The following is a 24,311-nucleotide window of genomic DNA, read 5'->3' on the forward strand; positions in this document are numbered from 1 at the left end:
GATTAGTGAAGCTCGACGAGCCGCTGGGCGTCGCGGGCCAGGGCGGTGAGCCGGGAGATGGCCCGGAAGTACTTCTTGCGGTACCCGCCGTTGAGCATCTCCTCGCTGAACAACCGGTCGAAGGGCAGCCCGGACGCCAGCACCGGGACCTCGCGGTCGTAGAGCCGGTCGGCGAGGACCACCAGGCGCAGGGCCGTCGACTGGTCGGGAATGGGCCGCACGTCCGTGAGGCAGACCGCCTTCAGGCCGTCGGTGAGGGCGCCGTAGCGGCTCGGGTGGACCTTGGCGAGGTGGTCCAGCAGGTGCGGGAAGTCGTCGAGGGAGGCGCCCTCGGTGGCGTACGCCGTCTTCGTCACCTGCTCGTCGGAGTACGGCGACGGCGCCTCGGGCAGTCCGCGGTGGCGGTAGTCCTCGCCGTCGATGCGCAGGGTGCGGAAGTGCGCGGACAGGCCCTGGATCTCCCGCAGGAAGTCGGCGGCCGCGAACCGGCCCTCGCCGAGCTTCCCGGGCAGGGTGTTGGAGGTGGCGGCGAGCGCCACGCCCGCCTCGACCAGCCTGCCGAGGAGCGTGGAGACCAGGACGGTGTCACCGGGGTCGTCCAGCTCGAACTCGTCGATGCACAGCAGCCGGTGCCCGGAGAGGGTCTTCACGGTCTGCTGGAAGCCGAGGGCGCCGACCAGGTTGGTCAGCTCCACGAACGTGCCGAACGCCTTGAGCGCGGGCTCGGCCGGCGTCGCGTGCCACAGCGAGGCCAGCAGGTGGGTCTTGCCGACGCCGTAGCCGCCGTCGAGGTAGACGCCGCGCGGGCCCGCGGGGACCTTGGGCGCCTTCGGCCTGCCGAAGCCGAGAAAGCCCCGTTTGGCGGAACCGGCCGCGTGTGCCCCGCCGAGGCCCGTCGCGAAGCCCTCCAGGACGCCGACCGCCTCGATCTGGCTGGGCTGGTTCGGGTCCGGGACGTAGGTGCCGAAGCGGACCGAGTCGAAGCGCGGCGGCGGCACCATCTCGGCGACCAGGCGGTCCGCGGGCACGTGCGGCTCGCGGGCGCACAGGGACAGCGGGGTCGCCTCGGCTATCGGGTCGAGGCCGGTGGCGGAGCTGGAGGAGGACACGGTTCCCCATGGTAGAGCTCGTGCCAGACTGCACGGATGCGACGCCTGTTCCCTGTGACCGACCAGACAGCGACGGTTCCCGGTGAAGGGGGTGGGGCGACACCGGACCGCGAGTGGAGCCTCGACGAGCTCGCCGAGGCCTACGCCTACCCCGAGCCCGCGCCGGGGGAGCCGCGGCCGTGGCTGCGGGCCAACATGGTCTCCACGCTCGACGGGGCCGCCCAGCACGACGGCCGGTCCCAGCCCATCTCCAACGCCACCGACATGCGGATCTTCGGCACCCTGCGCGCCATCGCCGACGTGGTCGTGGTCGGCGCGGAAACGGTACGGCAGGAGGGGTACCGCCCCGCCCGCGCGCGGGCCGAGTTCGCCGGTCGGCGGGAGGCGGCCGGGCAGGGGCCCGCCCCGGTGATCGCGGTGGTCACCGCCAGCCTGGACCTGGACTTCTCGCTCCCGCTGTTCACCTCGCCGCTCGTGCCCACCCTGGTCCTGACCGGCGCGGCGGCCGCCCCCGACCGGGTCGCCACGGCGGAGCGGGCCGGCGCGCGGGTCGTGGTGGCCGGCGACGGCACGGGCGTGGAGCCCGCGCGGGCCGTCCGCGCCCTCGCCGACCTCGGGCACACCCGGCTGCTGACCGAGGGCGGCCCGCGGCTGCTGGGCCAGTTCGTGGCCGACGAAGTGCTCGACGAGCTGTGCCTGACCGTCTCGCCGATGCTCACCGCCGGCGGCGCCCAGCGGATCGCGGGCGGTCCCCCGGTCGCCGTCCCGCGGCGGTTCGCACTGGTGTCCCTCCTGGAGGAGGGCGGATTCCTGTACGGGCGGTACGGGAGGAACGACAGGGTCTGACGTGTCGTACGAGGGCCGGTGTGGCGCGCGGAATCCGGGGCATGCGGGGTCGATGCGCCCGTGGTCCCGAATTCGGCGGAATGTGCCGTTCCGGTTAGCTTCGGGTGGGCAGACTAGGAGTCGCAATCCCCGTGCGAGTACGGGGAAGGATGGTTTCCGCAGGGCCCCGTGGCCCACGGAGGACCGAGGGCCACGGGGGTCCTCGAAGGAGAATGGGGCGCTGGTGTTCACAAGCGTTTTGATGATCGAGAAGGCCCTCACGTCCGCCGACGTGGAGTTCGTCACCACCTTGCACGGGGACGAGCCGGTCTCCTTCCACGTGCTGCTCCAGCCGCGCGGCGACCAGGCGGACCGGTTGCTGAGAGCCATCGACGACATCGCCCTCGGCGAGCTCGACGAGGCCGTGCGGGAAAAGGAGACGCCGGAGGGCGAGGAGGCCAAGAGCGTCGGGGAGAGAGCGCTCGAGGTGTCCCTCACGGCGTTGCGCTCCTCGGGCAGCGCGGCGCAGGGCCGGCTCGTCGCGGACCATCCCCTGGACGCGCTGAAGTCCGTGGTGGAGGAGGTCGGCGCGGACGAGGTGATCGTCCTCACCGATCCGCACTACGTGGAGGAGTTCTTCCACCGGGACTGGGCGTCCCGGGCCCGGCACCGGGTCGGGGTGCCGGTGCTGAAACTGTTCTCGCACAGCAAGGCGTGACGGCGGGGCGAGCCGCGCCCGGCGGACCGCGGGCGGCGGGGTGCCTTCGCCCACGCGGCACAGCCCCCCGTCGCCGCGGCGCCACGCCTCCTCCGCGGCGGCCCGGCCGTCCGCTGCGAGGCGCCGTCCCCCGACGCAATAGGCTGGGCCCGCTCACTGACACAGGCACCGCACTCTGGGAGAACACACATGGCACCCGGCCTTCCTACCGCCATGGACCGACCGCACTTCATCGGCATCGGGGGCGCCGGAATGTCCGGGATCGCCAAGATCCTCGCCCAGCGCGGCGCCAAGGTGGCCGGCAGCGACGCCAAGGAGTCCGAGACCGCCGAGGCGCTGCGGGCGCTGGGGGCGACCGTGCACATCGGGCACGCCGCCGAACACCTCGCCGACGACGCGAGCTGCGTCGTCGTCTCGTCGGCGATCCGCGCGGACAACCCCGAGCTGGCCCGGGCGGCGGAGCTGGGGATCCCGGTGGTCCACCGGTCGGACGCCCTCGCCCGCCTGATGGACGGACTGCGGCCCATCGCGGTCGCCGGCACGCACGGCAAGACCACCACGACCTCCATGCTGGCGGTCTCGCTGAGCACCCTGGGGCTGAACCCGTCGTACGCGATCGGCGGCGACCTCGACACGCCCGGCTCCAACGCCCTGCACGGCGAGGGCGAGATCTTCGTCGCCGAGGCGGACGAGTCGGACCGCAGCTTCCACAAGTACGCCCCCGAGGTCGCGATCGTCCTGAACGTCGAGCTGGACCACCACGCCAACTACGCCTCGATGGACGAGATCTACGCGTCCTTCGAGACGTTCGCCGGGAAGATCGTGCCCGGCGGCACACTGGTGATCTCCGCCGACCACGAGGGCGCCCGCGAGCTGACCCGCCGGGTCGAGGGCGTGCGCGTGGTGACGTACGGCGAGGCGGAGGACGCCGACGTGCGGGTGCTGTCCGTCGTCCCGCAGGGCCTCAGGAGCCGGGTGACCGTCCTGCTGGACGGACAGGAGCTCGCCTTCACGGTGTCGGTGCCCGGGCGGCACTACGCCCACAACGCGGTCGCCGCGCTGGCGGCGGGCGTGGCCCTCGGGGTGCCGGCCGCCGAACTCGCCCCCGCCCTCGCCGCCTACACCGGCGTCAAGCGGCGCCTCCAGCTCAAGGGCGAGGAGGCGGGCGTGCAGGTCATCGACTCCTACGCGCACCACCCGACGGAGATGACGGCCGACCTGGAGGCGATGCGCGCGGCGGTGGGCGACGCCCGCATCCTGGTCGTCTTCCAGCCGCACCTGTTCTCCCGCACCCAGGAGCTGGGCACGGAGATGGGGCAGTCGCTGGCCCTGGCCGACGCCTCCGTCGTCCTCGACATCTATCCGGCCCGCGAGGACCCGATCCCGGGCGTCACCAGCCGGCTGATCATCGACGCGGCCCGGGCGGCCGGCGCGGACGTGACGCCGGTCCACGCCAAGGACGAGGTGCCGTCGGTGGTCGCGGGAATGGCCGGACCCGGCGATCTCGTTCTCACCATGGGCGCGGGCGACGTCACCGACCTCGGCCCGCGGATCCTGGACCGTCTCGCGCAGAAGTGACGGAACGCGCGGAAGCAACGGAAGAAGAGGGGTTGGCCTTCATGTCGTACGACGTCGAAAAGCCCGACGAGCAGTGGCGGGCGGAGCTGACCCCGGCCGAGTACGCGGTGCTGCGCCAGGCCGCGACGGAGCCCGCGTTCACCGGTGAGTACACCGACACCAGGACGAAGGGCGTCTACTCCTGTCGGGCCTGCGGCGCCGAACTGTTCACCTCCGACACCAAGTTCGAGTCGCACTGCGGCTGGCCGTCCTTCTTCGACCCCAAGGACAGCGACGCGGTGGAGCTGGTCGAGGACCGCTCGCACGGCATGGTGCGCACCGAGGTGCGGTGCCGGCGCTGCGGCTCGCACCTCGGGCACGTGTTCGCGGGGGAGGGCTATCCGACCCCCACGGACCAGCGGTACTGCATCAACAGCATCTCGCTGCGCCTGACGCCCGCCGAGGGCTGACGGCAGCTCGGGACACCGCCCGCTCCGGCTCCCCGTCCAGTGCCGCCACGGTCCGGGACAGGGGGCCGGTGCTCGCCGCGGTGTCGTCATCGGCCGGTCGGGCCGGGAGTGGACCGGGAGTCCCCGGGTGCCCGGGGCGGGCGTCGGGCGGTCCCGGTGCGCGGCGCCGCGGTTCAGGGGTCCTTGCACTGTGCCCGCCCGGTCCGTGCGGCCTGGTATCGCACCTCGCCGGCAACGCGGCGAGGTGCGGCACCGGACCACACGGCCTGATCAGGCGTCCGTAGGGCAAGGACCTCTCACAGGACCTTGCGCTGGACCAGCGCCGACAGCACCAGCATCCCCGGCACCAGCGGGAGCCAGACCGTCAGGGCGCGGTAGCCGATGACGGTCGCGGTGGCGAGGGAGAGGGGCGTGCCGTAGCCGGCCAGGGTGAGGATCAGGGCCGCGTCGATCGGGCCGATGCCGCCCGGGGCGGGGACGGCGCCGCCCACGGTGCTCGCGGCGAGGAACGCGAAGACCAGTTGGGTCCAGGTGAGGGGCACGCCGAGTGCCGTGCCGACCGCGGCGACCACACACGCCTGGAGCAGCGGCGTCGCCGTCGCACCGCCCCACAGCGGCAGGCAGCGGCCGGGGCGGGTGTGCAGACGGCGGGCGTCGGTGAGCGCCGTACGGACGAAGGACAGCGCCGGGCGGCGCCAGCCGGGGACCAGCACCAGGGCGACGGCGGCCGTGGCGGGGACGAGCAGCAGCCCCCCGCCGGCGAGCAGCAGCGTCCGCCGGTCGGGCAGCAGCGCGACGGGCGGAACGGCGGCGGGGGCGGCCAGCAGGAACACCAGCAGCAGGGGAGTCTTCGCCAGGGCCCTGACCAGGGAGTACAGGGCGATCGAGGCGGTGGCCCGGGGCAGTGGGACGCCCTGGCGCTGGAGGAAGCGGACGGTGACGGCGTGGGCTCCTATGCTCGCCGGCAGGACATGGTTCGCGGCGCCCGCGGCGACCTGGGAGGCGAGCAGCAGGCCCTTGGGCAGCGGGTCGGCGATCGCCCCCTGGCGGGCGCAGGCGGCGGCCACCCAGCCCAGGCAGGTGAACAGCGCTCCGGCCAGCAGCCACCAGGGATCGGCGGTGGCGAGGCGCGCGGCGCCGTCCTGCACGGCCCGCCGGTCGATCGCGGCCCAGACCCCGAGCAGCAGGAGCGGGAGCAGGCTCAGCACCCGGCGCACCGCGGTGGAACTCAGGGCGCGGTGGGCGGGCAGGGGCTCGTGGGCCGGCGGGGGAGCGGGGGGCGACGGGGGGCGCTCGTCCGCACAGGGGGCGGGGGAGGCGGGACCGTCGAGCGGCAGCAGGGGCACGGTGCACGTCGTCCTTCCGCGTCACCTCGCGCGCGGCGGGTGACGGATCGGGGGCGAGGCGGGGCAGGGGAAGGGGCGGGGACGGGGGCGGAGGAACGGTTCCCCTCCGGTGTGACCGTGCGGCGTCCGGAGGCCGACAGCGGGCGGGCGGAGGGGCGAGCCGGATGCGGTGGGGCTGGGTGATGTCTGCCCGTGGCGCCCCCCGCTCATCCCGCCCCCACACACCCGTTCCCCCGCCCGGGGCCACCCGCGCGCCCCGCCCCCCGAAGGCGGTCAGCACGCGGGTACCGCTGCCGAGACCTGCGCGAGCAGTCCCTCCACCCCGGCACCCCAGCGCGAGCTGATCACCAGGTCGCGGGCCGGGTCGACCCACAGCAGGTGGCTGCCGCCGTCGCCGCGGGCGCACCGGCCGGTCGCGGGGGCCGTGGGCCAGACGGTGCGGCGGTCGTTGAGCCACCAGGACAGGCCGTAGTCCGGCTTGACCCGGCACGGCGTCCACAGCTCCCGCACCCAGTGGGCGGACAGTACCTCCTTGCCGTTCCAGGTGCCGCCGCGCAGGCACAGCTGACCCGTCCGCGCCAGGTCGAGGGCGCTGATCCACAGGCCACCGCCCCAGTGCGCCCCGCCCGACACCACGGGCAGCAGGGCGCCGCCCACCTCGACGCGGGAGGTGTCGTAACCGTGCCAGGACCAGGAGGCCGAGGCGTCGACCTCGGACATCACGCGCTCGCGCAGCAGGTCGGGCAGGGGGCGGGCGGTCAGGGCCGTCAGGGCGAGGGCGGTGAGGTTCACCCGGACGTCGTTGTAGGACCAGCCCGCGCCGGGCGGGCCGCCCGCGGACCGGGTGCGCCCCCGCGCGCTCTGCGCGTCCGCCGCGGTGGGCTTGGACCACAGGGTGCCCTCCCACTGGCTCGTCTGGTCCAGCAGATGCCGCCAGGTGACCGCCCGCCCCCGCACTCCGGTGAACTCGGGCAGGTCGAGCGAGGCGGACACCGGTTCGTCGAGGGCCAGCAGTCCGTCGTCGTACGCGACGCCCGCGACCAGTGCCAGCACGCTCTTCGTCGCGCTGTACGCCATCTCCACGCGCGTCGGGTCTCCCCAGGACGCGAGCACCGTCCCGCGCCGTACGACGACCCCGCTCGGGCCGCCGCCGTCGAGCAACGGACCCACCACCTCGCGGTGGGAGACGTCGGCCACCTGGGCGGCCAGGTACGCCGCCATGTCCTCGACGCCCGGCACCGGGCGTTCCTCCTGCGCCCGCACCGCCCGGGTCAGCGCGTCGGCGTCGACGCCCTCCCAGGGGTCGTTCGCCGCGGCCGCGTTCTCCAGTACGTAGGGCACGGTCGGGACCGTACCCGCGGCCTCCCGCGCTCAAAGGTCCCGCCGCCCGCAAGCCCGTCACCGGGCCGGGGCCGGGCCCGGCGGCAGGGCCACCGTGAAGACCGTCCGGCCCGGTGTGTCGGCGAGGGCGAGGGTGCCGCCGTGGGCGCCGATCAGGGACCGGGCCACCGCCAGGCCGAGACCGCTGCCGCCGCGGTCGCGGCTGCGGGCCTTGTCGACGCGGTAGAAGCGGTCGAAGATCCGTTCCCGGTCCTCGGGCGGGATGCCCGGCCCCTCGTCGGTGACGCGCACCAGCGCCGCGTCCGGCGCGAGCACCACCCGCACCGACACCGGCGTGCCGGGCGGGGTGTGCACGGCCGCGTTGGTCAGCAGGTTGTCCAGGACCTGCCGGACCCGCTGCGGGTCCAGCCGCAGCCGGACCGACTCCGGGCCCGGCGCCACCGTCAGGGGGTGGCCGGGATGGCTCGCGCGGAACGCGTCGGCCGCCTGCTCGACCAGCTCCACCAGGTCGGCGTCCTCCATCCGCAGCGGCGCCTCCACCTCCGCCGCGTCCAGACGGGCCAGCAGCAGCAGGTCGTCCAGGAGGACGCCCATCCGGGCGGCCTCGGCCCGCAGCCGGGCCAGGTGCCGGTCCCGCTCCTCGGGCGCGTTGGCCGCCGCGTACTGGAAGAGGTCGGCGTAGCCGCGCACCGACATCAGCGGGGTGCGCAGTTCGTGCGAGGCGTCCGCGACGAAACGCCGCAGCCGCTGTTCGGCCCGCGCGCGCACCGCGAGGGAGTCGTCGATGTGCTCCAGCATCGAGTTGAACGCGGTGCGCAGCTCCTCCACCTCCGGCGCGCCGCCCGAACGGTCGGCGCGCAGCGGCAGCCGCGCCGCCGACTCGGTGAGGTCGTGCGAGGCGATGCCGTGCGCGGTGTGCGCCATGTCGCTCAGCGGTTTCAGCCCGCGCCGCAGCATCGCCCGGCCGAACACCACGAGGGCCAGCAGCGCCAGCCCGAACGCGACCGCCTGGAACGTGACCAGTTGCCGCACGGTGTCCTCGAGGTCCGCCATGGGCGCCGCGCTCACCAGGACCACTCCGGGCTCCACCTCGCAGGCCCGCAGCCGGTACGCGCCGGCGCCGCCGAGGCGTTCGGTGCGCGTGATCTCCGTGTCCGACGCGGCCTGCGCCTTCGCCAGGGAGGTCAGCTCCCCGACGTCGCCGGGCACGTCGGTGGACTCCTCCGGCGGGCGCAGCACCGGGGCGCCGTCCGTCACGTCGTACACGGCGTAGTACCAGCGGTAGTACTTCTTGCCCTGGAGCGTGCCGTGCTCGGCGATGCTCTTGGACTGGGCGAGCTGGGCGAGCGTCAGCTGCTCGTCGAGCTGCGCCGACAGGTAGTCCCGCATGTACGTCGTCAGCGCCGTCCCGACGACGGCGAACACCACCAGCGACAGCACGCCCAGCCCCAGCGCGAGCCGGGTGCCCAGCCGCAGCCCGCGGTACGCCCGCACGAACCCGCCGATCACTCCGCCGCCTGCCGGATCACGTACCCGAAGCCGCGCACGGTGTGGATCAGCGGCGCGCCCGTCGCGTCGAGCTTGCGGCGCAGCCGGCTGACGACCAGCTCGACGACGTTGGAGCGCCCGCCGAAGCCGTACTCCCACACGTGGTCGAGGATCTGCGCCTTGGTCAGCACGGTCGGCGACTTGCGCATCAGGTAGCGCAGCACCTCGTACTCCGTCGGCGTCAGCGTCAGCAGGTGCTCGCCGCGCCGCACCTCGCGGGTGTCCTCGTCCATCGTCAGGTCGCCGACCCCGAGCACCGACCGCTGGAAGGCGGGGCCGGCGCTGCGCCGCAGCACGGTCCGCAGCCGGGCCATCAGCTCCTCCACGGCGAACGGCTTGACCAGGTAGTCGTCGCCGCCGCGGGTCAGCCCGGCGACCCGGTCGGCGACCCCGTCGCGGGCGGTGAGGAACACCACCGGCACCATCGTGCCCGAGCGGCGCAGCCGGTCCAGGACGCCGAAGCCGTCGACGTCGGGCAGCATGAGGTCGAGCACCACGATGTCCGGGCGGAAGTCGGCGGCGCGGCGCAGCGCCTCCTCGCCCGTGTTCGCGGTGACCGCCTCCCAGCCCTCGTACCGGGCGACCGTCGCCACGAGATCGGCGATCGGCGGGTCGTCGTCCACCACGAGGAGTCGCACTTTTTCCACCCGCTCATAGTGCGCCACGCGCTCCGCCGCACCGGGCCCCGGTCGGTCCGCGCGAGCAGATCGATATGCTCTTGAAAGTTGTACGACAGGTGATCGACAGCTCCGGGTTGCGAAGCTCGGTGTCCTGAGGACCCGATCAAGGAGTTTCCGTCCGTGACGACCGTCCAGTCGCCTCCCGCGCCCCCCGCGGCGATACGCCCCACAGTCGTGGCCCGCACCGGTCTGTACGCCGTGCTGGCCGCGAACGCGGCCGTGGTGACCCTCCTCGCCGTCCAGGCGGGCTTCGCCTCCAACGCCCTGGTGGTGATCGGCCGGTTCACCGGCCTGTACGCCGCCCTGCTGATGGCGTTCCAGCTGCTGCTGGTCGCCCGGCTGCCCTGGCTGGACCGCCGCATCGGCATGGACCGGCTGACCAACTGGCACCGCTGGACCGGCTTCGGGCTGCTGTGGACGCTGATCGGGCATGTGGTGTTCATCGCCTTCGGCTATGCCGAGTCCTCGTCGATGGACCCGGTGAGCCAGCTCGTCGACCTCGCCGAGACCGTCGAGGGCGTGTTCCGCGCGGTCGTCGCGCTGGGCCTGATCCTGGTCGTCGGCGCCGTCTCCGCCCGCTGGGCGCGGCGCCGGCTGGCCTACGAGACGTGGCACTTCATCCACCTGTACACCTACGTCGCGGTGGTGCTGGCCTTCACCCACCAGGTCGCCGTCGGCACGACCTTCACGTCGAGCACGGTCGCGACGGGCTACTGGTACGCGGTGTGGGGCGTCGCCCTCGGCTCGGTGTGCGTGGGCCGGCTGGTACTGCCGCTGTGGCGCAACTGGCGCCACCGACTGCGCGTCGAGGCGGTCGTGCCCGAGTCCGACAACGTCGTCTCCGTGTACATCACCGGCCGTGACCTGGACCGGCTGCCGGCCCGGGCGGGCCAGTTCTTCCTGTGGCGGTTCCTCACCAGGGACCGCTGGTGGCAGGCGAACCCGTTCTCCCTGTCGGCCGCGCCCGACGGCCGCACCCTGCGCCTGACCGCCAAGGCGGTCGGCGAGGGCTCCGCCGGACTGCGCCACCTCGAGCCGGGCACCCGGGTCTTCGCCGAGGGCCCCTACGGCGCCTTCACCGCGATGCACCGCACCCGCCCCGAGGCACTGCTCGTCGCCGGGGGCGTCGGCGTCACCCCCGTCCGGGCCCTGCTGGAGGAGCTGCACGGCCACGCCGTCGTCATCTACCGCGTGGGCACGGACCGCGACGCCGTCCTCTACGACGAGCTGCGCGACCTCGCCCACGCCAGGGGCGCCGAGCTGCACCTGGTGACCGGGCCGCCCGTCCCCGACCTGCTGGCCGCCGGCGAGCTGCTCCGGCTGGTGCCGGACATCGCGGACCGTGACGTCTTCCTGTGCGGTCCGCCCCCGATGATGAACGCGGTCCTCGGCAGCCTGCGCGAGCTGGACGTGCCGAGGACGCAGATCCACTTCGAACGCTTCAGCCTGGCGGGATGAGGGAGACGAGAAGACACCGTGAAGCGAGCCATACCCGTCCTGGTCCTGTCGGTCGCCGGCCTGATCCCCGTCTGGCGCTACGAGCCGTCGACGGTCACCGCGGCGACCGAGGTGACCGCGCCGGCCCCCGCCCCCTCCACGCCCTCCTCCGGCGGCTCGGCCTCCGGTGGCTCCTCCCGGGTGGTGAAGGGCTCGACCGTCACCACCGAGAAGGGGGACGTGCAGGTCGAGGTCACCTTCACCGACGGCAGGATCACGGCCGTGCGGATGCTGCGGCAACCGAACCATCCGCAGACGACGGCGGCGGTGCCGACGCTGATCGCGGAGACCCTCCGGGCGCAGAGCGCGGACATCGACACCGTGTCCGGCGCCACGATCACCACCGAGGGCTACAAGGAGTCCCTCCAGGCCGCGATCGACGCGAAGGGCGCGTGACGTGCACCGCGTCGAACACGTCATGGGCTTCCCCGTCTCGCTGCGCGTCGACGACGAGCACGTGGGCGAGGAGAGCGCGGACGCCGTGTTCGCGTGGCTGCGCGAGGTCGACGAGCGGTTCAGCCCGTTCCGGGCCGACAGCGAGGTGTCCCGGTACGGCCGGGGCGAGCTGCCGGCCGGCGGGCTGAGCGCCGGCCTCGTCGAGGTCCTCGGCCTCGGCGAGCACTACCGGCTCGCCACCGGCGGCGCCTTCGACGTACGCCTGCCCGGCCGGGACCTCGACCCCTGCGCGATCGTCAAGGGCTGGTCCGTGCAGCGGGCGGCCGATCTGCTGACGGCGGCCGGGGCGCGCCGGTTCTGCCTCAACGCCGGCGGGGACGTCGTCGTCGGCGGCGGCCCGTGGCGGGTCGGCGTACGGCACCCGGAGTTCGCCGACCGGCTGTGCACCGTCCTGGAGCTGACCGACGGGGCGGTGGCGACCTCCGCCCGCTACGAGCGCGGCGACCACATCGTCGACGGGCGCACCGGCGCGCCCGCGACCGGGCTGCTGAGCGTCAGCGTCGCGGCCCCGACGCTGACCGTGGCGGACGCCGTGGCGACGGCCGCCTTCGCGCTCGGCGCGGAGGGGGTCGCGTGGGCGGCCGGGCAGGAGGGCTGCGAGGTGTACGCCGTCGACGCCGAGCGGCGGGTGCTGCGCAGTGCCGGGTTCCCGGTGGCGGCGGGAGCGGGGGGCGAGGCGGCATGAGCGCGGGCGTGGCGGCCCTGGCCGTGGGGCTGTGGGTGCTGGGCTGGAGCGCGGTCGTCGTGGCCTGGGCCGCCCCCCGGCCCCGCAGGATGCTCCCGCCCGCCCGCTCCCGCCGGTGGACGACGAGCCGCCGTCGGTCGGGGGCTGCGCCGTCCTCGTGGACGGGGGCGGGCGGCGGGGCGAGGGCCGTCATGTCGCGTACTCCAGGTGGTCGTCGGCCGCGCGGGGCGCAGCACGCGCCGGCATGACGGTGACGATGCGGCCCCGGTCCGGGTGATCCCTGAGCCGGTGCTGAGGGGAGGGTGAGAATCAGCGGACTCACAGGTCGGCCACAGGGTGAAGGGGCTCTCGGCCGTCAGAACCCCCGCAGCACCGGCGGTCTAGACTCTCCCCGCAACGGCCCGGTCTCAACTGGTCGAGAGCGGGCGGAATCTGCCAGACCCGAAGGGCATTCGGCGTTTTGATACGGATAGATTCAGTCACGAAGCGGTACCCGGACGGCACGGTGGCGGTCGACCGGCTCTCCCTCGAGATCCCGGACCGTGCGATCACCGTCCTCGTCGGCCCCTCCGGATGCGGCAAGACGACCACGCTGCGCATGATCAACCGGATGGTCGAGCCCAGCGAGGGCCGGATCCTCCTCGACGGCAAGGACATCCAGCAGCAGCAGGTCAACACCCTGCGCAGGTCCATGGGTTACGTCATCCAGAACGCCGGGCTCTTCCAGCACCGCACGATCGTCGACAACATCGCCACCGTGCCGCGGCTGCTCGGCTGGAGCAGGCACAGGGCCCGCGACCGGGCACGGGAGCTGATGGAACGGGTGGGCCTCGACGCCTCGCTCGCGGGGCGCTACCCCTACCAGCTCTCCGGAGGACAGCAGCAGCGCGTCGGCGTGGCCCGGGCGCTGGCCGCCGACCCGCCCGTCCTGCTGATGGACGAGCCGTTCTCCGCCGTCGACCCCGTCGTGCGCAAGGGACTTCAGGAAGAACTCCTGCGCATCCAGGGCGAGTTGGGCAAGACCATCGTCTTCGTCACGCACGACATCGACGAGGCCGTCAAGCTCGGCACGATGGTCGCGGTCCTGCGCACCGGCGGCCGGCTCGCCCAGTTCGCACCGCCCGCCGAGCTGCTGTCCGACCCCGCCGACGCGTTCGTCGAGGACTTCCTCGGCGCCGACCGCGGCATCCGCCGGCTGTCCTTCTTCTCCTCCGCCGGCCTCGACCTGCTCACCTCGCCCATCGTCGCGATCGACGCCAACGCGGAGAAGATCGCCTCCCGCGCGGCCGACGACGTCCCCTACCTCCTCGTCACCGACGTCGAGGGCAGGCCCCTCGGCTGGGGCGAGCCGCGCGACCTGACCGCCGGGAGCATCGACGCCGGCCGACTGCTGCCGCACGGGCGGCCGTTCACGGCCGGGACGGACTCGCTGCGATCCGCCCTCGACTGCGCCGTGCTGTCGCCCACCGGCTGGGCGGTCGCCGTGGACGCCGAGGGCCGGGCGGCCGGGGTCGTCTCCCAGCAGAGCATCGCCGAGGCGATCCGCGGCGCCCACGCGGCGGGCCGCACGGACGCCGAGGCCGCGAAGGCCGCGCGGTGAACGGCTTCTTCGACATCCCCAGCGACCTCCAGCACTCCTGGATCGGCCTCGTCGGACTCCATCTGCGCGAGGCCCTGCTGCCGGTCCTGGCGGGACTGCTGCTCGCGCTGCCGCTCGCCCAGCTGTGCGTGCGGCTGCGCTGGCTGTACCCGCCCGTGCTGTGGGTGACGACCGTGCTGTACGCGATCCCCTCACTGGCCTTCTTCGTCGTCCTCATCGACTACACCGGACAGACCGAGCTCACGGTGATGATCCCGCTCACCGTCTACAGCCTCGTCGTCCTCGTCCCGGCGATCGTCGACGGCGTCCGCTCGGTGCCGCGCGAGACCCTGGCCGCCGCGACCGCCATGGGCTTCGGCCCCGTACGCCGTTACGTCCAGGTGCAGTTGCCGATCGCGGTGCCCGCCATCATCGCGGGGCTGCGGGTGGCGACCGTGTCGAGCATCTCCCTCGTCAGCGTCGGCACCCTCATCGGCAACCAGGGCGCGCTCGGCAACCTGCTCCACGACGCGAACATCTACAACCGGCCGGAACTGGCCTGGAACGCCGTGATCACCATGGGGGTCCTGGCCATCCTCGCCGACGCCCTGCTGGTGGTCGTCCGCGTCCTGCTGACCCCGTGGATGCCGAGCGGCGCGCGCCGCCGGACGTCCGAGCCCGCTGTGAAGGACGCAGTCCGGTGAACGTACTCCACTTCGTCAACGCCTTCTTCAGCGACAGCGCCCACTGGCACGGCTACGACGGCATTCCCACGCGGGTGGGGGAGCACGTCCGGTACACCCTCCAGGCGCTCGGCATCGCCGCCCTCATCGGGCTGCCGGTCGGGCTGCTCACCGGCCACTACGGGCGCGGCGGGAACGTCCTGTCGCTGATCGCCACGGCCGGGCGGGCCCTGCCGACCTTCGGCCTGCTGGTGCTGATGACCATGTTGCTCGGGTTCGGCCTGTTGCCGGTGATGATCCCGCTGGTCGTCCTCGCCGTCCCGCCGATCCTGGTGACGACGTACGAGGCCGTGCGCGCCGTCGACCCCTCACCGGTGGACGCCGCCCGCGGCATGGGCATGCGGGAGTCCGGCATCCTGCTGCGCGTGGAACTGCCCGTCGCGCTCCCGCTGATCCTCGGCGGGATCCGTTCGGCGGCCATCCAGATCGTCTCCACGGCGACCATCGCCGCCTACGTCAGCCTCGGCGGCCTCGGCCGCTACATCGTCGACGGCCTCTACCAGCGCGACTACGAGAAGGTCGTGGGCGGCGCCGCCCTGACCGCGCTCATGGCGCTGGCGACCCTCGCGGTGTTCTGGACGGTGACGCGGCTGGCGGTGTCACCGGGGGTGCGCGGCAACGGCACGTAGGGCTCCGCCGGCCTCGCGGGTGTCGCCGGGTGTCGCGGCGGGCTCCGCCGGCCTTCCGGATGCGACGGTGGGGCTCCGTGAGCCCTCCGCGGTGACGCGGCGTCGGGGCCGCCGGGCGGCGAGAGGGTGCCGCCCCCGTCGCGGGACTCCGTACGGCGGCCCCTCGATGGCCGTGGCCGCGGCTGTCGATGTGGCTCCCGCTCCGGCTCCGGCTGTGGCTTCACGGCCGACGGGCCGGTACGGCCGGTCGGTTCGACGGCGCGTCCGGGAGGCCGGTGGCGAGCGCGGCGCCGCTGCCCGCGCCGCCCGGGCGGCGTCCGCGCGGGCGAGCGGCGCGGCGGACCGCCCGGTGCGGGCCCGTCGGCCGTCGGCGGGCCCGCGGCCGGATCGCAGCCGGGGTCAGGGGGCCGTCGGCGGTGCCGGACGGACCGCGATCGCGTCCACCTCGAAGAGCATGCCGGGGAGCGCCGGCGCGGCCACCCCGCTCAGGGTCTGGGCCGGCAGCCGCTCGCCGAAGCGCGCGTGCAGGGCCTTGCCCAGGATTTCCAGCCTGCCGGGATCGTGGTCGACGACGAACGACCCGAGCCACACCACGTGTTCGAGGCCGACGCCCACCCGGCGAGCGCGGCCTCCAGCTGGTCGAAGGCGAGGTCCACCTGCGTGGCGAAGTCGCCGGGCACGGGCGCGCCCGAGGCGTCGGAGGCGTACTGCCCGGTGATGTACACCGTCTCGCCGGGCGCCGAGACGGCGTGGCCGTAGCCGAAGGGGGTCGGGTCGTGCAGTGTCGCGGGATTGGTGATCGTGCGCTGATCGGGACTCATGACGGCGCCAACTCCCGTACCGCGCAGCGCTGTTCCCGGACCCTCACCCCTCCGACCGGGCCAGCGCCTGTTCCAGGACCACCAGCAGCGCGTCCCGCACCGAGCCGCGTTCGCGGGCGTCGAAGACGAGGAGGGGGACGCCCTCGGTCACGTCCAGGGCCCAGCGGACCTCGTCCAGCGTGTGTTCGACCTCGCCGTCGAAGGCGTTGACGGCGACCGCGAACGGGATCCCCTTGTGCTCGAAGTAGTCGACGGCGGCGTAGCAGTCGTCGAGACGGCGGGTGTCGACGATGACGAGCCCGCCCACCGCTCCCTCCACGATGTCGTCCCACATGAACCCGAACCGTTCCTGCCCGGGCGTGCCGAACAGGTACAGCTTGAGCGTCGGGTCGATCGTGATGCAGCCGAAGTCCATCGCGACCGTGGTCGTGGTCTTGCGCGGGGTGTGGGTCAGGTCGTCCACCCCGGCCGCGACCTCGGTGATCGCCGCCTCGGTGGTCAGCGGCTCGATCTCGGAGATCGCGCCGACGGCGGTGGTCTTGCCCACGCCGAAGCCGCCCGCGATCACGAGCTTCACCGGCAGCGGCGGCCGTACGGAGGCCTGCCCGCCGAAGTGCCGGACGAGCGGTTCAGTCGGAGTCACGGAGTACCCCCCGGGAGTCGGGGATGGCGCGGAGGCCATCGATGAGCCTGCGCAGCACGGACGCGTCGTGGGTGGCGCCCGAGTCGGGCACGTGCACCGACAGCTGGCCCACCGCGCGCAGGTCCTCGGCGAGGACCCGCACCACGTTCAGATGCAGCCGCAGCCTGGCCGCGATCTCCGCGATCGACTGCGGCACCCGGCAGGCGGCGACGATGTCGTGCTGTTCGAAGGAGAGCCGGTCGAGCGCGTCGAGCCCGGCGGCCGTGGCCACCAGCTGGGTCTCGACGGGCATCGTCCGGCCGGACGCGACCTCGCCCGAGCCCGCCACCCGGCCGGCGGTGACCAGGAAGGGCCGGACGGCGGGCGCGGGACCGACCGGTACGGCGCCGTCCTCGTCGGCGCCGCGCGGAGTGCAGCCGTCCGCCATCGCTGGTTCGCTTCCTCTCTGGACCGGCGCTCTGTGCGGTGACGGCCGGTCAGCGCGAGCCGATGGCGCCGACGCTGTTCTTCAGCTCCAGCACGAGCTGCGGGCTGAGGGCGGTGCCGGCGCGGTTGGCGAACACGGTCATCTCGTAGGCGATGTTGCCGAGTTTGGCCTCCTTGTCGGTGACCACGCCGAGCACGGCGCCGCTGCCGATCGCGGAGACGAGGACGTGCCCGCCCTCCAGATCGATGATGACCTTGTTCAGACCGCCCAGGCCGTAGTTGCCGGAGGCGCCCGCGGCGAGGCTGGTGATGCCGGAGACGATCGCGGCCAGCCGCTCGGAGTCGGCGTGCTCACGCAGTTCCGACACGGCGATCAGCAGGCCGTCGGAGGACACCGCGATGGCGTCCACCACCCCCGCGGTCTCGGTGGCGAAACGGTTGAGCAACCAGGTGAAGTCGGCTGCGGCGGCCCGCAGGTCGGTCGGCGTGGCGTCTCCCGCGGGAGTCTCACCTGTCGACGTGCTCACTGCTCGGCTCCTTCCGGAAGGTGACTCTGGTGGTGCGCGGTGTTCCGGTGGTCGTCGTTCACGGGGTCATTGTCGTCGGCGGTACGAGGGGCGACCGGGCGGGGGTGTTCCCCCGTGCCGCCGCCGGTGTCGCGGTGGGCCCGCTCCACGGCCGCCTCGAACTCCTCCAGCGCGCTGCGCACCGCGTCGGCGTCGGCGGGCGGTACGGGCCGGCGCGCGGCCTGCCGGGCGGCGGCCTCGGCGGTCGTCCGCAGCGTCGCGCCGCGCACCCGCCGCCGCAGCGGGCGCGAGCCGGCGGCTTCGGGCGAGCCGGTGGCGTGGGGCGGGGCGGTGGCCGTGGCCGGAACCGGGGCGGAGGGCTGGGCCGCGGTCGGGTCGGCGGTGACGGCGGTCCGGGCCGGGGCCGGGCGTGCGGGGGTGTCGGTGGCGGCGGTCTCGCCCTCGCCCTCTCTTGTGCGGTGGTGCGCGCCCTCGCCCCCGCCTGTGCGGCCGTGCGCGACGGACTCGGACCTCCCGCCGTCGTCCTCGCCGTCCCCGGCGGGTCCCGTACGGTCGCGTGCCGCGCTTCCCGCCGTACCCTCCGGCGCCGCCCGCTCGCCCGTGCGGCCGTGCTCCGGCGCCTCCTCGGCGGTGTCGCTGTCTGCGGTCTGGCCCGCCGGGAGCGTCTCGCGGCGCGGGACCCGCCGGGGGAGCGGGCCCGGCGTCCGGTCGTCGACCGCCCAGGACGGGGTGGAGGCGGCGGCCGGGGAGGGCCCGGTGGGGGCGCCCTTGGGCGACGGCGCCCCGGCGCCCGGAGCGGTCACCGCCGGTACGTCCGCCGCGCTGCGCGACAGCAGCAGCGCGGAAGGGATGGACACCTCCGCCGTCACACCGCCGCCCGGCGTGCGCGACAGGGTGACGTCGATGTCCCAGCGGCGCGCCAGCGCGCCGACCACGAACAGCCCGAGCACCTTCGTCGGCACGAGGTCGAGGCGCTCGCGGCGGACCAGGCGGGCGTTCTCCTCGGCGAGCCGCTCGGCGCTCATGCCGAGGCCGTGGTCGGCGACGGTGACCGTCGCGCCGTCGTCGTCATGGTCGACCGCCACCTCGACGGGGCTGCCCTCGGGCGAGAACGACACGGCGTTCTCCACGAGTTCGGCGACCATCAGGGTGAGGTCGCCGATGATGTCGGGCTCCACCATGACCTCGGTCCCGACGTGCAGCCGTACCCGCTGGAAGCCCTCGATCTGGCCGAGCGCGGCGCGCACCACGTTGGTGAGCGCGGCCGGGCCCGCGTCCAGGACGCTCTCGCGGATGCCGGCCAGCAGCATCAGGCTGTCGGCGTTGCGGCGCAGGCGGACCGCGATGTGGTCGATGGAGTAGAGGCGTTCGAGCAGCGCGGGGTCGGTCTCGCCCCGTTCCACCGCGTCGATCAGCGCGAGCTGTCGTGTCGTCAGGTTGCTGACGCGCCGCCCCACGTTGCCGAACATCTCGGCGACGTTGCGGCGGCTGAGCACCTGGCGCTCCAGCAGCGCGGCGGCGGTCGTCTGGACGTTGTTGAGGGCGTCGGCGAGTTCACCGATCTCGTCGGCCGCGGTGACCGGCAGCTCGCGCAGCCGCGGCGGTCCGCTCTCCTCGGCGTCGTCGTCGGCGACCCGCGCGAGTTCGCGTCCGGCGACGTCGGCGACCTCCTGCGCGGCGCCGGTCAGGGCCAGCACCGGGCGGATCACGGAACGGCGCACCAGCACGGCGAAGGCGATCCAGGTGACGAAGCCGAGCAGCGCCAGGCTGAGCAGCAGCCATGCGCGCAGGCGGGCTTCGGCCGCGGCGGTGTCGGCCCGGTCGGCGATCTGGTCGATGAGCGAGGCGGTGATCTTCAGCCGGGTCTCGGCCTGCTCGTTGTAGTGGTGGTACGAGTCGAGCGCCTGGCGGAACGCGGTGCGGATCGCGGCCGTCGAGTCCGCCTGCAGGGCGCTGGGGTCGACGGACAGTTCGGCGTAGTGCTGGCCGATGGCGGCCATCGCGGGGTTGTGCTCGATGCCGCCGAGTTCGTCGTTCTGCGCCTCGGTGGCGAACCGGGCGAAACGCTCCGAGTGGTAGGTGAACAGCTCGTAGGAGCCGACCGCGCCGGTGAACTCGATGAGGGCGTTGCTGTCACCGGTGCGCGCCGAGAAGACACCGGTCTCGAAGGCGCCGTGCGCGGCGTCGGCGCGCAGCAGCGAGTCGAGCAGGCTGCCGGTGAAGGTCGTGGCCAGGGCGGTGTTGCGGTCGAGGCCCAGTCCGTCGATGAGACCGTCGGCGGCGCCCGCGTACGCCGGGTCGATGTTGTCGGCGGGCAGGTAGCCCTGCTCGATGGTGTCCCGCAGGCCGGTGAGGCCCTCGATCTCCCGCAGCGCCTGCGCCTCGGTGGCCGGCAGCCGGTCGCCGAAGGTGTCGCGCACCTTCGCCACCTGCGTGTCCACGTCGAGCTGGGCCACCCGGTAGGCGGTGCTCGAGGGCGTCCCCCCGTCGAAGGACGCCTCGTGCCGCACGGAGAGCAGGATCGCCTGCTGATGCTCGGCCTGCACCGCCGCGACGAGCTGGGCGACCTGGGTGCTGTCGCGCACCAGGCGGGCGGCGGACTCGGCCCGGTGGGACTCCTGCACCAGGTCGACGATGAGGTAGCACAGCAGCAGCGCGATCACGGTCAGCGGGATGCCGACCAGGACGTTCAGTTTGCGCTGGAAGGGCCACCGGTCGGCGAAACCCCGCAGCCCCCGACGGACGGACGGGGGTGCCGAGCGGGGGGCGCCCACCGTCTTCGTGGACACCGGGCCTCCTTCACACAGGTGTTGCGCACGGGCGCGCCGCTGTGACGGACGTCAACTACGGTGACACTATCGCTTCTTCGTGCGACCAAGGGCGTCGCCCCGAGTCAAGAATCGATCACGAAGCGCAGTGTGTTTCGGGCAGAACTGACCACGTGTCGAAGTCGATCGGTAACCCGGAGACACTTGACTGATCGAGAAGAGGGTGGATTGGATCAGGCCTGAGGTTTTTCGGAGTGAGCTCCTCCGTACCTCCCGTCTTCTCCTGCTCGCCCTCCTTTCTCATCGACCCCCAGAGCCCGGAACGGGAACCGTGACTTCCTCCAACGCCCACAGCCGCAGGTCCATCAGGAACAACCCCGGCACGGCGGCCGTCGCGCTCGCCGCGATCACGGCCCTGCTGGCGGGATGTTCCTCCTCCGGCGACGCCAGCGACCCGCTCGCCGAGGACAAGGCGGACAGCGGGACCGTCGTGGTCGGATCCAACAACTTCGCCGAGAGCATCCTGCTCGCCGACATCTACGGCGAGGCCCTCAAGGCCAAGGGCATCAAGGTGTCCTACAAGCCCAACATCGGCAGCCGCGAGACCACGTACGGCCTGCTCAAGAACGGTTCCATCACCGTTCTGCCGGAGTACAACGGCTCCCTGCTGGCCTACCTGGACGCCAAGGCCCCGCAGACCTCGACCGCCGCCGTGAACGCCGCCGTCAAGGGCAAGCTCGACGCCAAGCTGACGCTGCTGGAGTCCTCGCCCGCCGAGGACAAGGACTCCGTCACGGTCAACGCCGAGACGGCGAAGAAGTACAACCTCACCGCGCGGTCCACCCTCGCCGACCTCAAGGACATCGCCCCCGAGCTGGTCCTCGGCGGCTCGCCCGAGTTCCAGACCCGTCAGCAGGGCATGGTCGGCCTGGAGGCGGTCTACGGCCTGAAGTTCAAGTCCTTCAAGGCCCTGGACGCCGGTGGCCCGCTGACCCAGGCGGCGCTGAAGAAGAACACCGTGCAGGCGGCGGACATCTTCACCACCGACCCGACCATCACCAAGGAGAAGTTCGTCGTCCTCCAGGACCCGAAGAACCTCTTCGGCTTCGCGAACGTGACCCCGCTGGTCTACAAGAGCGGCCTGTCCCAGGAGGGCGTCGCCGCGCTCAACGCCGTCTCCGCCAAGCTCGACACCAAGACGCTGCTCGACCTGGACTTCCAGGTGCAACTGGAGAGCAAGGACCCGCTGGACGTCGCCAGGGCCTGGCTGAAGTCGGTCGGCCTGGGCTGACGTTCGCGGCGTGGAGGCACAGCACCCGGACCGGCCCAGGTGCCTCCCGCCCCGGAGGCCACCCGAGTCGCCCTGGACGGAACCACCCGCACCGTCGGCGAGCCGATCACGCTCGCCGACGGTGCGGCCGCGCCCGCCGTGGCCCCCGAGGCCCGGGAACAACTCCGCGCCGGCGGAACCGCGTTCGTACGCGGCACCGCCTCCACCGGACACGCCGTCCTCCCGCACGGACTGGAGGAGACCGCCCCCTTCGCCGGCCGGGCCACCCGCCGCACCCCGCGCGCCACGGACGCCTACGTCACCGTCCTGGCCTGCGAACTCGCCATCCTCGTACGGGCCCTGGGCATGCGGCCCGAACCGCCGGCGATCCCCGCGCTCACCGTGGCGGACGCCGCCCCGCCCGACGGCACCGAGGACCGGCCGCTGACGGCGGACGCGGCGGCGGCCGAACTGCTGCCGGTCCTCGGACCATTGCGAGCGCCGGCCGGGACGGCCCGGCTACCCTCCGGGCCGTGAACAGACGCCGACGGAAGAAACTCACCAAGGCCCTCGTCGAGGCGGTGACGTGCGGCGACGCCCGCCGGGTGGACGCCCTGCTGCGCGCCGGGGCCGATCCCGCGGCCGGCGACCGCGACGGCACGACCCCGCTGTACCTGGCCTGCGTCGACGGCGCCGCCGGCCTCGCCCGCAGGCTGCTCGCGGCCGGCGCACCGCCCGACGCCGAGAGCGCCGGCCCCGGCTCGGAGGGGACGCCGCTGTGCGCCGCCGCCTGCTGGGGCCACACCGAGGCGGTCCGCGTCCTCCTCGACCACGGCGCCGACCCGAACCTGCGCGAGGACCGGGGAACCGGCTGGACGCCGCTGACGTGGGCGGCCGCCGGACCGCACCCGGAGACGGTCGCCGTGCTGCGCGCCGCGGGAGCCCGCTGACGACCCCTGAGAGCTCCGCACGGAAGGGGTGACCTGATCAGCTCGGGGCGTCCGGTGCGTGCGATGGCAAGGCCCGGAAGCTCCTCGTAGCGGAGCTACCCGATATTTTCGGCAACGCGGCGAGCGTGCGTGCCGGGCTTCGCGAGCCGGACTCCCCTTCTGTTCGGACCTCTGAGCGCTCAGGGCCCGGCGTCGGCGATCAGCCGGTCGACGATCAGCCGGTCGATCAGGGCGATCAGCACGTCCCGGCACGACTCCCGCTCCCGCGCGTCGCACAGCAGCACCGGCACGTCCGCAGGCAGCGCCAGCGACTCCTTGATCTCCTCCGCCGGATAGGGATGCTCGCCGTGGAAGCCGTTGACCCCGACGACGAAGGGGATGCCCCGGCGCTCGAAGAAGTCGAGCGCGGCGAAGCTGCACTCCGGTCGGCGCACGTCGACCAGGACCACCGCCCCCAGGGCGCCGATGGCCAGGTCGTTCCACATGAACCAGAACCGCTGCTGCCCCGGGGTGCCGAAGAGGTACAGCACCAGGTCGTCGCCGATGGTGATCCGCCCGAAGTCGAGGGCCACCGTGGTGCACCGCTTCTCCTCGATGCCCTTCAGGTCGTCGACGTCCAGCCCGGCGACGGTCAGCGGCTCCTCCGTGCGCAGCGGCGCGATCTCGCTGACCGACCCGACCAGGGTGGTCTTGCCGACGCCGAAGCCGCCGGCGACGAGGATCTTCACCGTGTCGGGCGCCGCGACCGTGTCGGTGGCGGTGTCAGATCCGGCCAAGGCCGTCCCTCACTTTCTGCAGCAGCTCCAGGTCCGGGGCACCGGCGACGTGACGCGGCGGCCGGGCCGTGATCAGGCCCGCCTCCAGCAGGTCGCAGAGCATGATGACGACCACGCTCACCGGCAGGTCCAGATGGGCCGCGACCTCCGCCACGGCGACCGGCCGGGCGCACAGGCGCAGGATGCGGGTCTGTTCGGGCTGCGGCCGCGGGGCCCGCTCGGGCGGCGGGTCCACCGCGGTCACCGTCGTGATGAGCGTGAAGTCGGCACGGCTGGGCCGGGTCCGTCCACCGGTGAGGGTGAAGGGCCGGACCAGCCGGCCCGCTTCGTCGTCTCCGCTCACCTCACCCGCCGTGGGTGCGCGCGGCGGGACCGACACCGGTCCGCGGCGCCGCGCTGAGGTGCTCGCCGATCTTCTTCACCAGCATGTTCATCTGGTACGCCACCACACCGACGTCGGCGTTCGAGCCGGTCAGCACGACGAGATGGGCGCCGGGGCCGGCCGAGGTGAGGATGAGGTAGCTCTTGGCCATCTCGATGAGCGCCTGGCGCACCGGGCCGCCGCGGAAATCCATGCTGACGCCCTTGCTGAGACTCATCAGGCCGGACGCGGTCGCCGCCAGCCGTTCGGCGTCCTCGCGCGTGAACCCGGTGGACTTGCTGACGACCAGCCCGTCCTCGGAGAGCACGACGGCCTGGTTGACGTCGGCGACGCGGTCCACGAGACCGGTGAGCAACTGGTCGAGCTGGGTGTTCGTGGCGGGGGCGGAGTGTGTCATCGCGGTGTCCTTCATGAGCGGTCGGCGTGCGGTGTGGAGGTCTGGGAGGGGGCCGGGCCGGCGGGCGTCTCGCCGGGCCCGGAGGGGGCTACGTCGTCGTCGGCGTCGCGCGCCCGCGAGGTGCCGCGCTGGAAACCGGCCAGGGAGGAGGCCGCGCGCTCGGCGGTG

Annotated in this window: 25 protein-coding genes and 1 pseudogene; 13 read left to right on the forward strand and 13 right to left on the reverse strand. The window is 73.5% G+C overall.

From position 1 onward, the window contains the following. Window positions 1-2: 2 nt before the first annotated feature. Window positions 3-1,109, reverse strand: coding sequence for a cell division protein ZapE (zapE, locus tag ACZ4YY_RS03600; RefSeq protein WP_468283441.1), 1,107 nt, complete (start codon window positions 1,107-1,109; stop codon window positions 3-5). A gap of 36 nt (window positions 1,110-1,145) precedes the next feature. On the opposite strand from zapE, the gene ACZ4YY_RS03605 reads away from it, so the two are divergent. The 4 genes from ACZ4YY_RS03605 to msrB all read left to right on the forward strand — a co-directional run bounded on the left by ACZ4YY_RS03605 (window position 1,146) and on the right by msrB (window position 4,679). Next, window positions 1,146-1,955 (forward strand): pyrimidine reductase family protein, encoded by an 810-nt coding sequence (locus ACZ4YY_RS03605; protein WP_468283443.1) that lies wholly within the window; start codon window positions 1,146-1,148, stop codon window positions 1,953-1,955. A gap of 223 nt (window positions 1,956-2,178) precedes the next feature. Further along, on the forward strand, window positions 2,179-2,652 hold the full coding sequence (locus tag ACZ4YY_RS03610; protein ID WP_468283445.1) for an indole-3-glycerol phosphate synthase: 474 nt from the start codon (window positions 2,179-2,181) through the stop codon (window positions 2,650-2,652). A 189-nt stretch (window positions 2,653-2,841) separates the two neighbouring features. Next, window positions 2,842-4,230 carry a UDP-N-acetylmuramate--L-alanine ligase gene (gene murC / locus ACZ4YY_RS03615; protein ID WP_468283447.1) on the forward strand — a complete coding sequence of 463 codons (1,389 nt, stop codon included), beginning with the start codon at window positions 2,842-2,844 and terminating at the stop codon, window positions 4,228-4,230. A 41-nt stretch (window positions 4,231-4,271) separates the two neighbouring features. Next, entirely contained in the window at window positions 4,272-4,679 is a 408-nt protein-coding gene (gene msrB, locus ACZ4YY_RS03620) for a peptide-methionine (R)-S-oxide reductase MsrB (RefSeq protein WP_468283449.1), read from the forward strand. Window positions 4,680-4,975: 296 nt separating this feature from the next. Here the strand turns inward: msrB and ACZ4YY_RS03625 are convergent, their stop codons facing one another. The 4 genes from ACZ4YY_RS03625 to ACZ4YY_RS03640 all read right to left on the reverse strand — a co-directional run bounded on the left by ACZ4YY_RS03625 (window position 4,976) and on the right by ACZ4YY_RS03640 (window position 9,561). Next, window positions 4,976-6,025, reverse strand: a complete 1,050-nt coding sequence (locus tag ACZ4YY_RS03625; protein WP_468283451.1) for a lysylphosphatidylglycerol synthase transmembrane domain-containing protein — start codon at window positions 6,023-6,025, stop codon at window positions 4,976-4,978. Window positions 6,026-6,298: 273 nt separating this feature from the next. Beyond that, window positions 6,299-7,366: a serine hydrolase domain-containing protein gene (locus ACZ4YY_RS03630; protein WP_468283453.1), complete on the reverse strand. Its 1,068-nt coding sequence runs from the start codon at window positions 7,364-7,366 to the stop codon at window positions 6,299-6,301. A 57-nt stretch (window positions 7,367-7,423) separates the two neighbouring features. Beyond that, complete coding sequence (locus ACZ4YY_RS03635) at window positions 7,424-8,875, reverse strand: sensor histidine kinase (RefSeq protein ID WP_468283455.1); 1,452 nt, start codon at window positions 8,873-8,875, stop codon at window positions 7,424-7,426. Beyond that, entirely contained in the window at window positions 8,872-9,561 is a 690-nt protein-coding gene (locus ACZ4YY_RS03640; RefSeq protein WP_468283457.1) for a response regulator transcription factor, read from the reverse strand. The genes ACZ4YY_RS03635 and ACZ4YY_RS03640 overlap by 4 nt, the downstream gene beginning before the upstream one ends. 153 nt (window positions 9,562-9,714) lie before the next feature. Between ACZ4YY_RS03640 and ACZ4YY_RS03645 the strand changes: the two genes are divergently transcribed. The 6 genes from ACZ4YY_RS03645 to ACZ4YY_RS03670 all read left to right on the forward strand — a co-directional run bounded on the left by ACZ4YY_RS03645 (window position 9,715) and on the right by ACZ4YY_RS03670 (window position 15,183). Continuing rightward, the gene (locus tag ACZ4YY_RS03645; protein ID WP_468283459.1) at window positions 9,715-11,052 is read left to right on the forward strand and encodes a ferredoxin reductase family protein; all 1,338 of its coding nucleotides are present in this window, start codon (window positions 9,715-9,717) and stop codon (window positions 11,050-11,052) included. An 18-nt stretch (window positions 11,053-11,070) separates the two neighbouring features. Continuing rightward, on the forward strand, window positions 11,071-11,487 hold the full coding sequence (locus ACZ4YY_RS03650; RefSeq protein WP_468283461.1) for an FMN-binding protein: 417 nt from the start codon (window positions 11,071-11,073) through the stop codon (window positions 11,485-11,487). Window positions 11,488-11,509: 22 nt separating this feature from the next. Next, window positions 11,510-12,232 (forward strand): FAD:protein FMN transferase, encoded by a 723-nt coding sequence (locus ACZ4YY_RS03655; RefSeq protein WP_468284331.1) that lies wholly within the window; start codon window positions 11,510-11,512, stop codon window positions 12,230-12,232. Window positions 12,233-12,692: 460 nt separating this feature from the next. Then, the gene (locus ACZ4YY_RS03660) at window positions 12,693-13,832 is read left to right on the forward strand and encodes an ABC transporter ATP-binding protein (RefSeq protein ID WP_468283462.1); all 1,140 of its coding nucleotides are present in this window, start codon (window positions 12,693-12,695) and stop codon (window positions 13,830-13,832) included. After that, entirely contained in the window at window positions 13,829-14,515 is a 687-nt protein-coding gene (locus ACZ4YY_RS03665) for an ABC transporter permease (protein ID WP_468283464.1), read from the forward strand. Before ACZ4YY_RS03660 ends, ACZ4YY_RS03665 begins: the two co-directional genes overlap by 4 nt. Further along, window positions 14,512-15,183, forward strand: coding sequence for an ABC transporter permease (locus ACZ4YY_RS03670; RefSeq protein WP_468283466.1), 672 nt, complete (start codon window positions 14,512-14,514; stop codon window positions 15,181-15,183). Before ACZ4YY_RS03665 ends, ACZ4YY_RS03670 begins: the two co-directional genes overlap by 4 nt. Before the next feature lie 399 nt (window positions 15,184-15,582). Here ACZ4YY_RS03670 and ACZ4YY_RS03675 read toward each other — a convergent pair. From ACZ4YY_RS03675 to ACZ4YY_RS03695, 5 genes and pseudogenes are all read right to left on the reverse strand, one after another. Then, window positions 15,583-16,004: pseudogene (locus tag ACZ4YY_RS03675) on the reverse strand (RidA family protein). Window positions 16,005-16,047: 43 nt separating this feature from the next. Continuing rightward, window positions 16,048-16,647: a GTP-binding protein gene (locus tag ACZ4YY_RS03680; RefSeq protein ID WP_468283468.1), complete on the reverse strand. Its 600-nt coding sequence runs from the start codon at window positions 16,645-16,647 to the stop codon at window positions 16,048-16,050. Further along, a complete protein-coding gene (locus ACZ4YY_RS03685) occupies window positions 16,634-17,074 on the reverse strand; it encodes a DUF742 domain-containing protein (protein ID WP_468283470.1) in 441 nt (146 codons plus the stop codon). Before ACZ4YY_RS03685 ends, ACZ4YY_RS03680 begins: the two co-directional genes overlap by 14 nt. Window positions 17,075-17,123: 49 nt before the next feature. Next, entirely contained in the window at window positions 17,124-17,600 is a 477-nt protein-coding gene (locus ACZ4YY_RS03690; RefSeq protein WP_468283472.1) for a roadblock/LC7 domain-containing protein, read from the reverse strand. Next, the gene (locus tag ACZ4YY_RS03695; protein ID WP_468283474.1) at window positions 17,597-20,389 is read right to left on the reverse strand and encodes a sensor histidine kinase; all 2,793 of its coding nucleotides are present in this window, start codon (window positions 20,387-20,389) and stop codon (window positions 17,597-17,599) included. Before ACZ4YY_RS03695 ends, ACZ4YY_RS03690 begins: the two co-directional genes overlap by 4 nt. A gap of 310 nt (window positions 20,390-20,699) precedes the next feature. On the opposite strand from ACZ4YY_RS03695, the gene ACZ4YY_RS03700 reads away from it, so the two are divergent. The 3 genes from ACZ4YY_RS03700 to ACZ4YY_RS03710 are packed head-to-tail and all read left to right on the forward strand — an operon-like array spanning window position 20,700 to window position 22,588. Beyond that, on the forward strand, window positions 20,700-21,659 hold the full coding sequence (locus ACZ4YY_RS03700; RefSeq protein WP_468283476.1) for an ABC transporter substrate-binding protein: 960 nt from the start codon (window positions 20,700-20,702) through the stop codon (window positions 21,657-21,659). A 39-nt stretch (window positions 21,660-21,698) separates the two neighbouring features. Next, window positions 21,699-22,175: a hypothetical protein gene (locus tag ACZ4YY_RS03705; RefSeq protein WP_468283478.1), complete on the forward strand. Its 477-nt coding sequence runs from the start codon at window positions 21,699-21,701 to the stop codon at window positions 22,173-22,175. After that, a complete protein-coding gene (locus tag ACZ4YY_RS03710) occupies window positions 22,172-22,588 on the forward strand; it encodes an ankyrin repeat domain-containing protein (protein WP_468283480.1) in 417 nt (138 codons plus the stop codon). Before ACZ4YY_RS03705 ends, ACZ4YY_RS03710 begins: the two co-directional genes overlap by 4 nt. 179 nt (window positions 22,589-22,767) lie before the next feature. Here ACZ4YY_RS03710 and ACZ4YY_RS03715 read toward each other — a convergent pair whose 3' ends face one another. Genes ACZ4YY_RS03715 through ACZ4YY_RS03725 form a run of 3 tightly spaced genes read right to left on the reverse strand, consistent with a single transcriptional unit; the run spans window position 22,768 to window position 24,143 of the window. Continuing rightward, window positions 22,768-23,364 (reverse strand): GTP-binding protein, encoded by a 597-nt coding sequence (locus tag ACZ4YY_RS03715; RefSeq protein WP_468283482.1) that lies wholly within the window; start codon window positions 23,362-23,364, stop codon window positions 22,768-22,770. Further along, complete coding sequence (locus tag ACZ4YY_RS03720) at window positions 23,351-23,707, reverse strand: DUF742 domain-containing protein (protein ID WP_468283483.1); 357 nt, start codon at window positions 23,705-23,707, stop codon at window positions 23,351-23,353. The genes ACZ4YY_RS03715 and ACZ4YY_RS03720 overlap by 14 nt, the downstream gene beginning before the upstream one ends. Before the next feature lies 1 nt (window position 23,708). After that, complete coding sequence (locus ACZ4YY_RS03725; RefSeq protein WP_468283485.1) at window positions 23,709-24,143, reverse strand: roadblock/LC7 domain-containing protein; 435 nt, start codon at window positions 24,141-24,143, stop codon at window positions 23,709-23,711. Window positions 24,144-24,311: the final 168 nt, after the last annotated feature.

Source organism: Streptomyces sp. NPDC030143, assembly GCF_055573695.1.

Bases quoted from the DNA above. Each gene is read 5' to 3' on its own strand.
- ACZ4YY_RS03725 (WP_468283485.1), bottom strand. From the start codon at position 24,143: ATGACACACTCCGCCCCCGCCACGAACACCCAGCTCGACCAGTTGCTC.
- ACZ4YY_RS03685 (WP_468283470.1), bottom strand. From the start codon at position 17,074: ATGGCGGACGGCTGCACTCCGCGCGGCGCCGACGAGGACGGCGCCGTA.
- ACZ4YY_RS03605 (WP_468283443.1), top strand. From the start codon at position 1,146: ATGCGACGCCTGTTCCCTGTGACCGACCAGACAGCGACGGTTCCCGGT.
- msrB (WP_468283449.1), top strand. From the start codon at position 4,272: ATGTCGTACGACGTCGAAAAGCCCGACGAGCAGTGGCGGGCGGAGCTG.
- ACZ4YY_RS03655 (WP_468284331.1), top strand. From the start codon at position 11,510: ATGGGCTTCCCCGTCTCGCTGCGCGTCGACGACGAGCACGTGGGCGAG.
- murC (WP_468283447.1), top strand. From the start codon at position 2,842: ATGGCACCCGGCCTTCCTACCGCCATGGACCGACCGCACTTCATCGGC.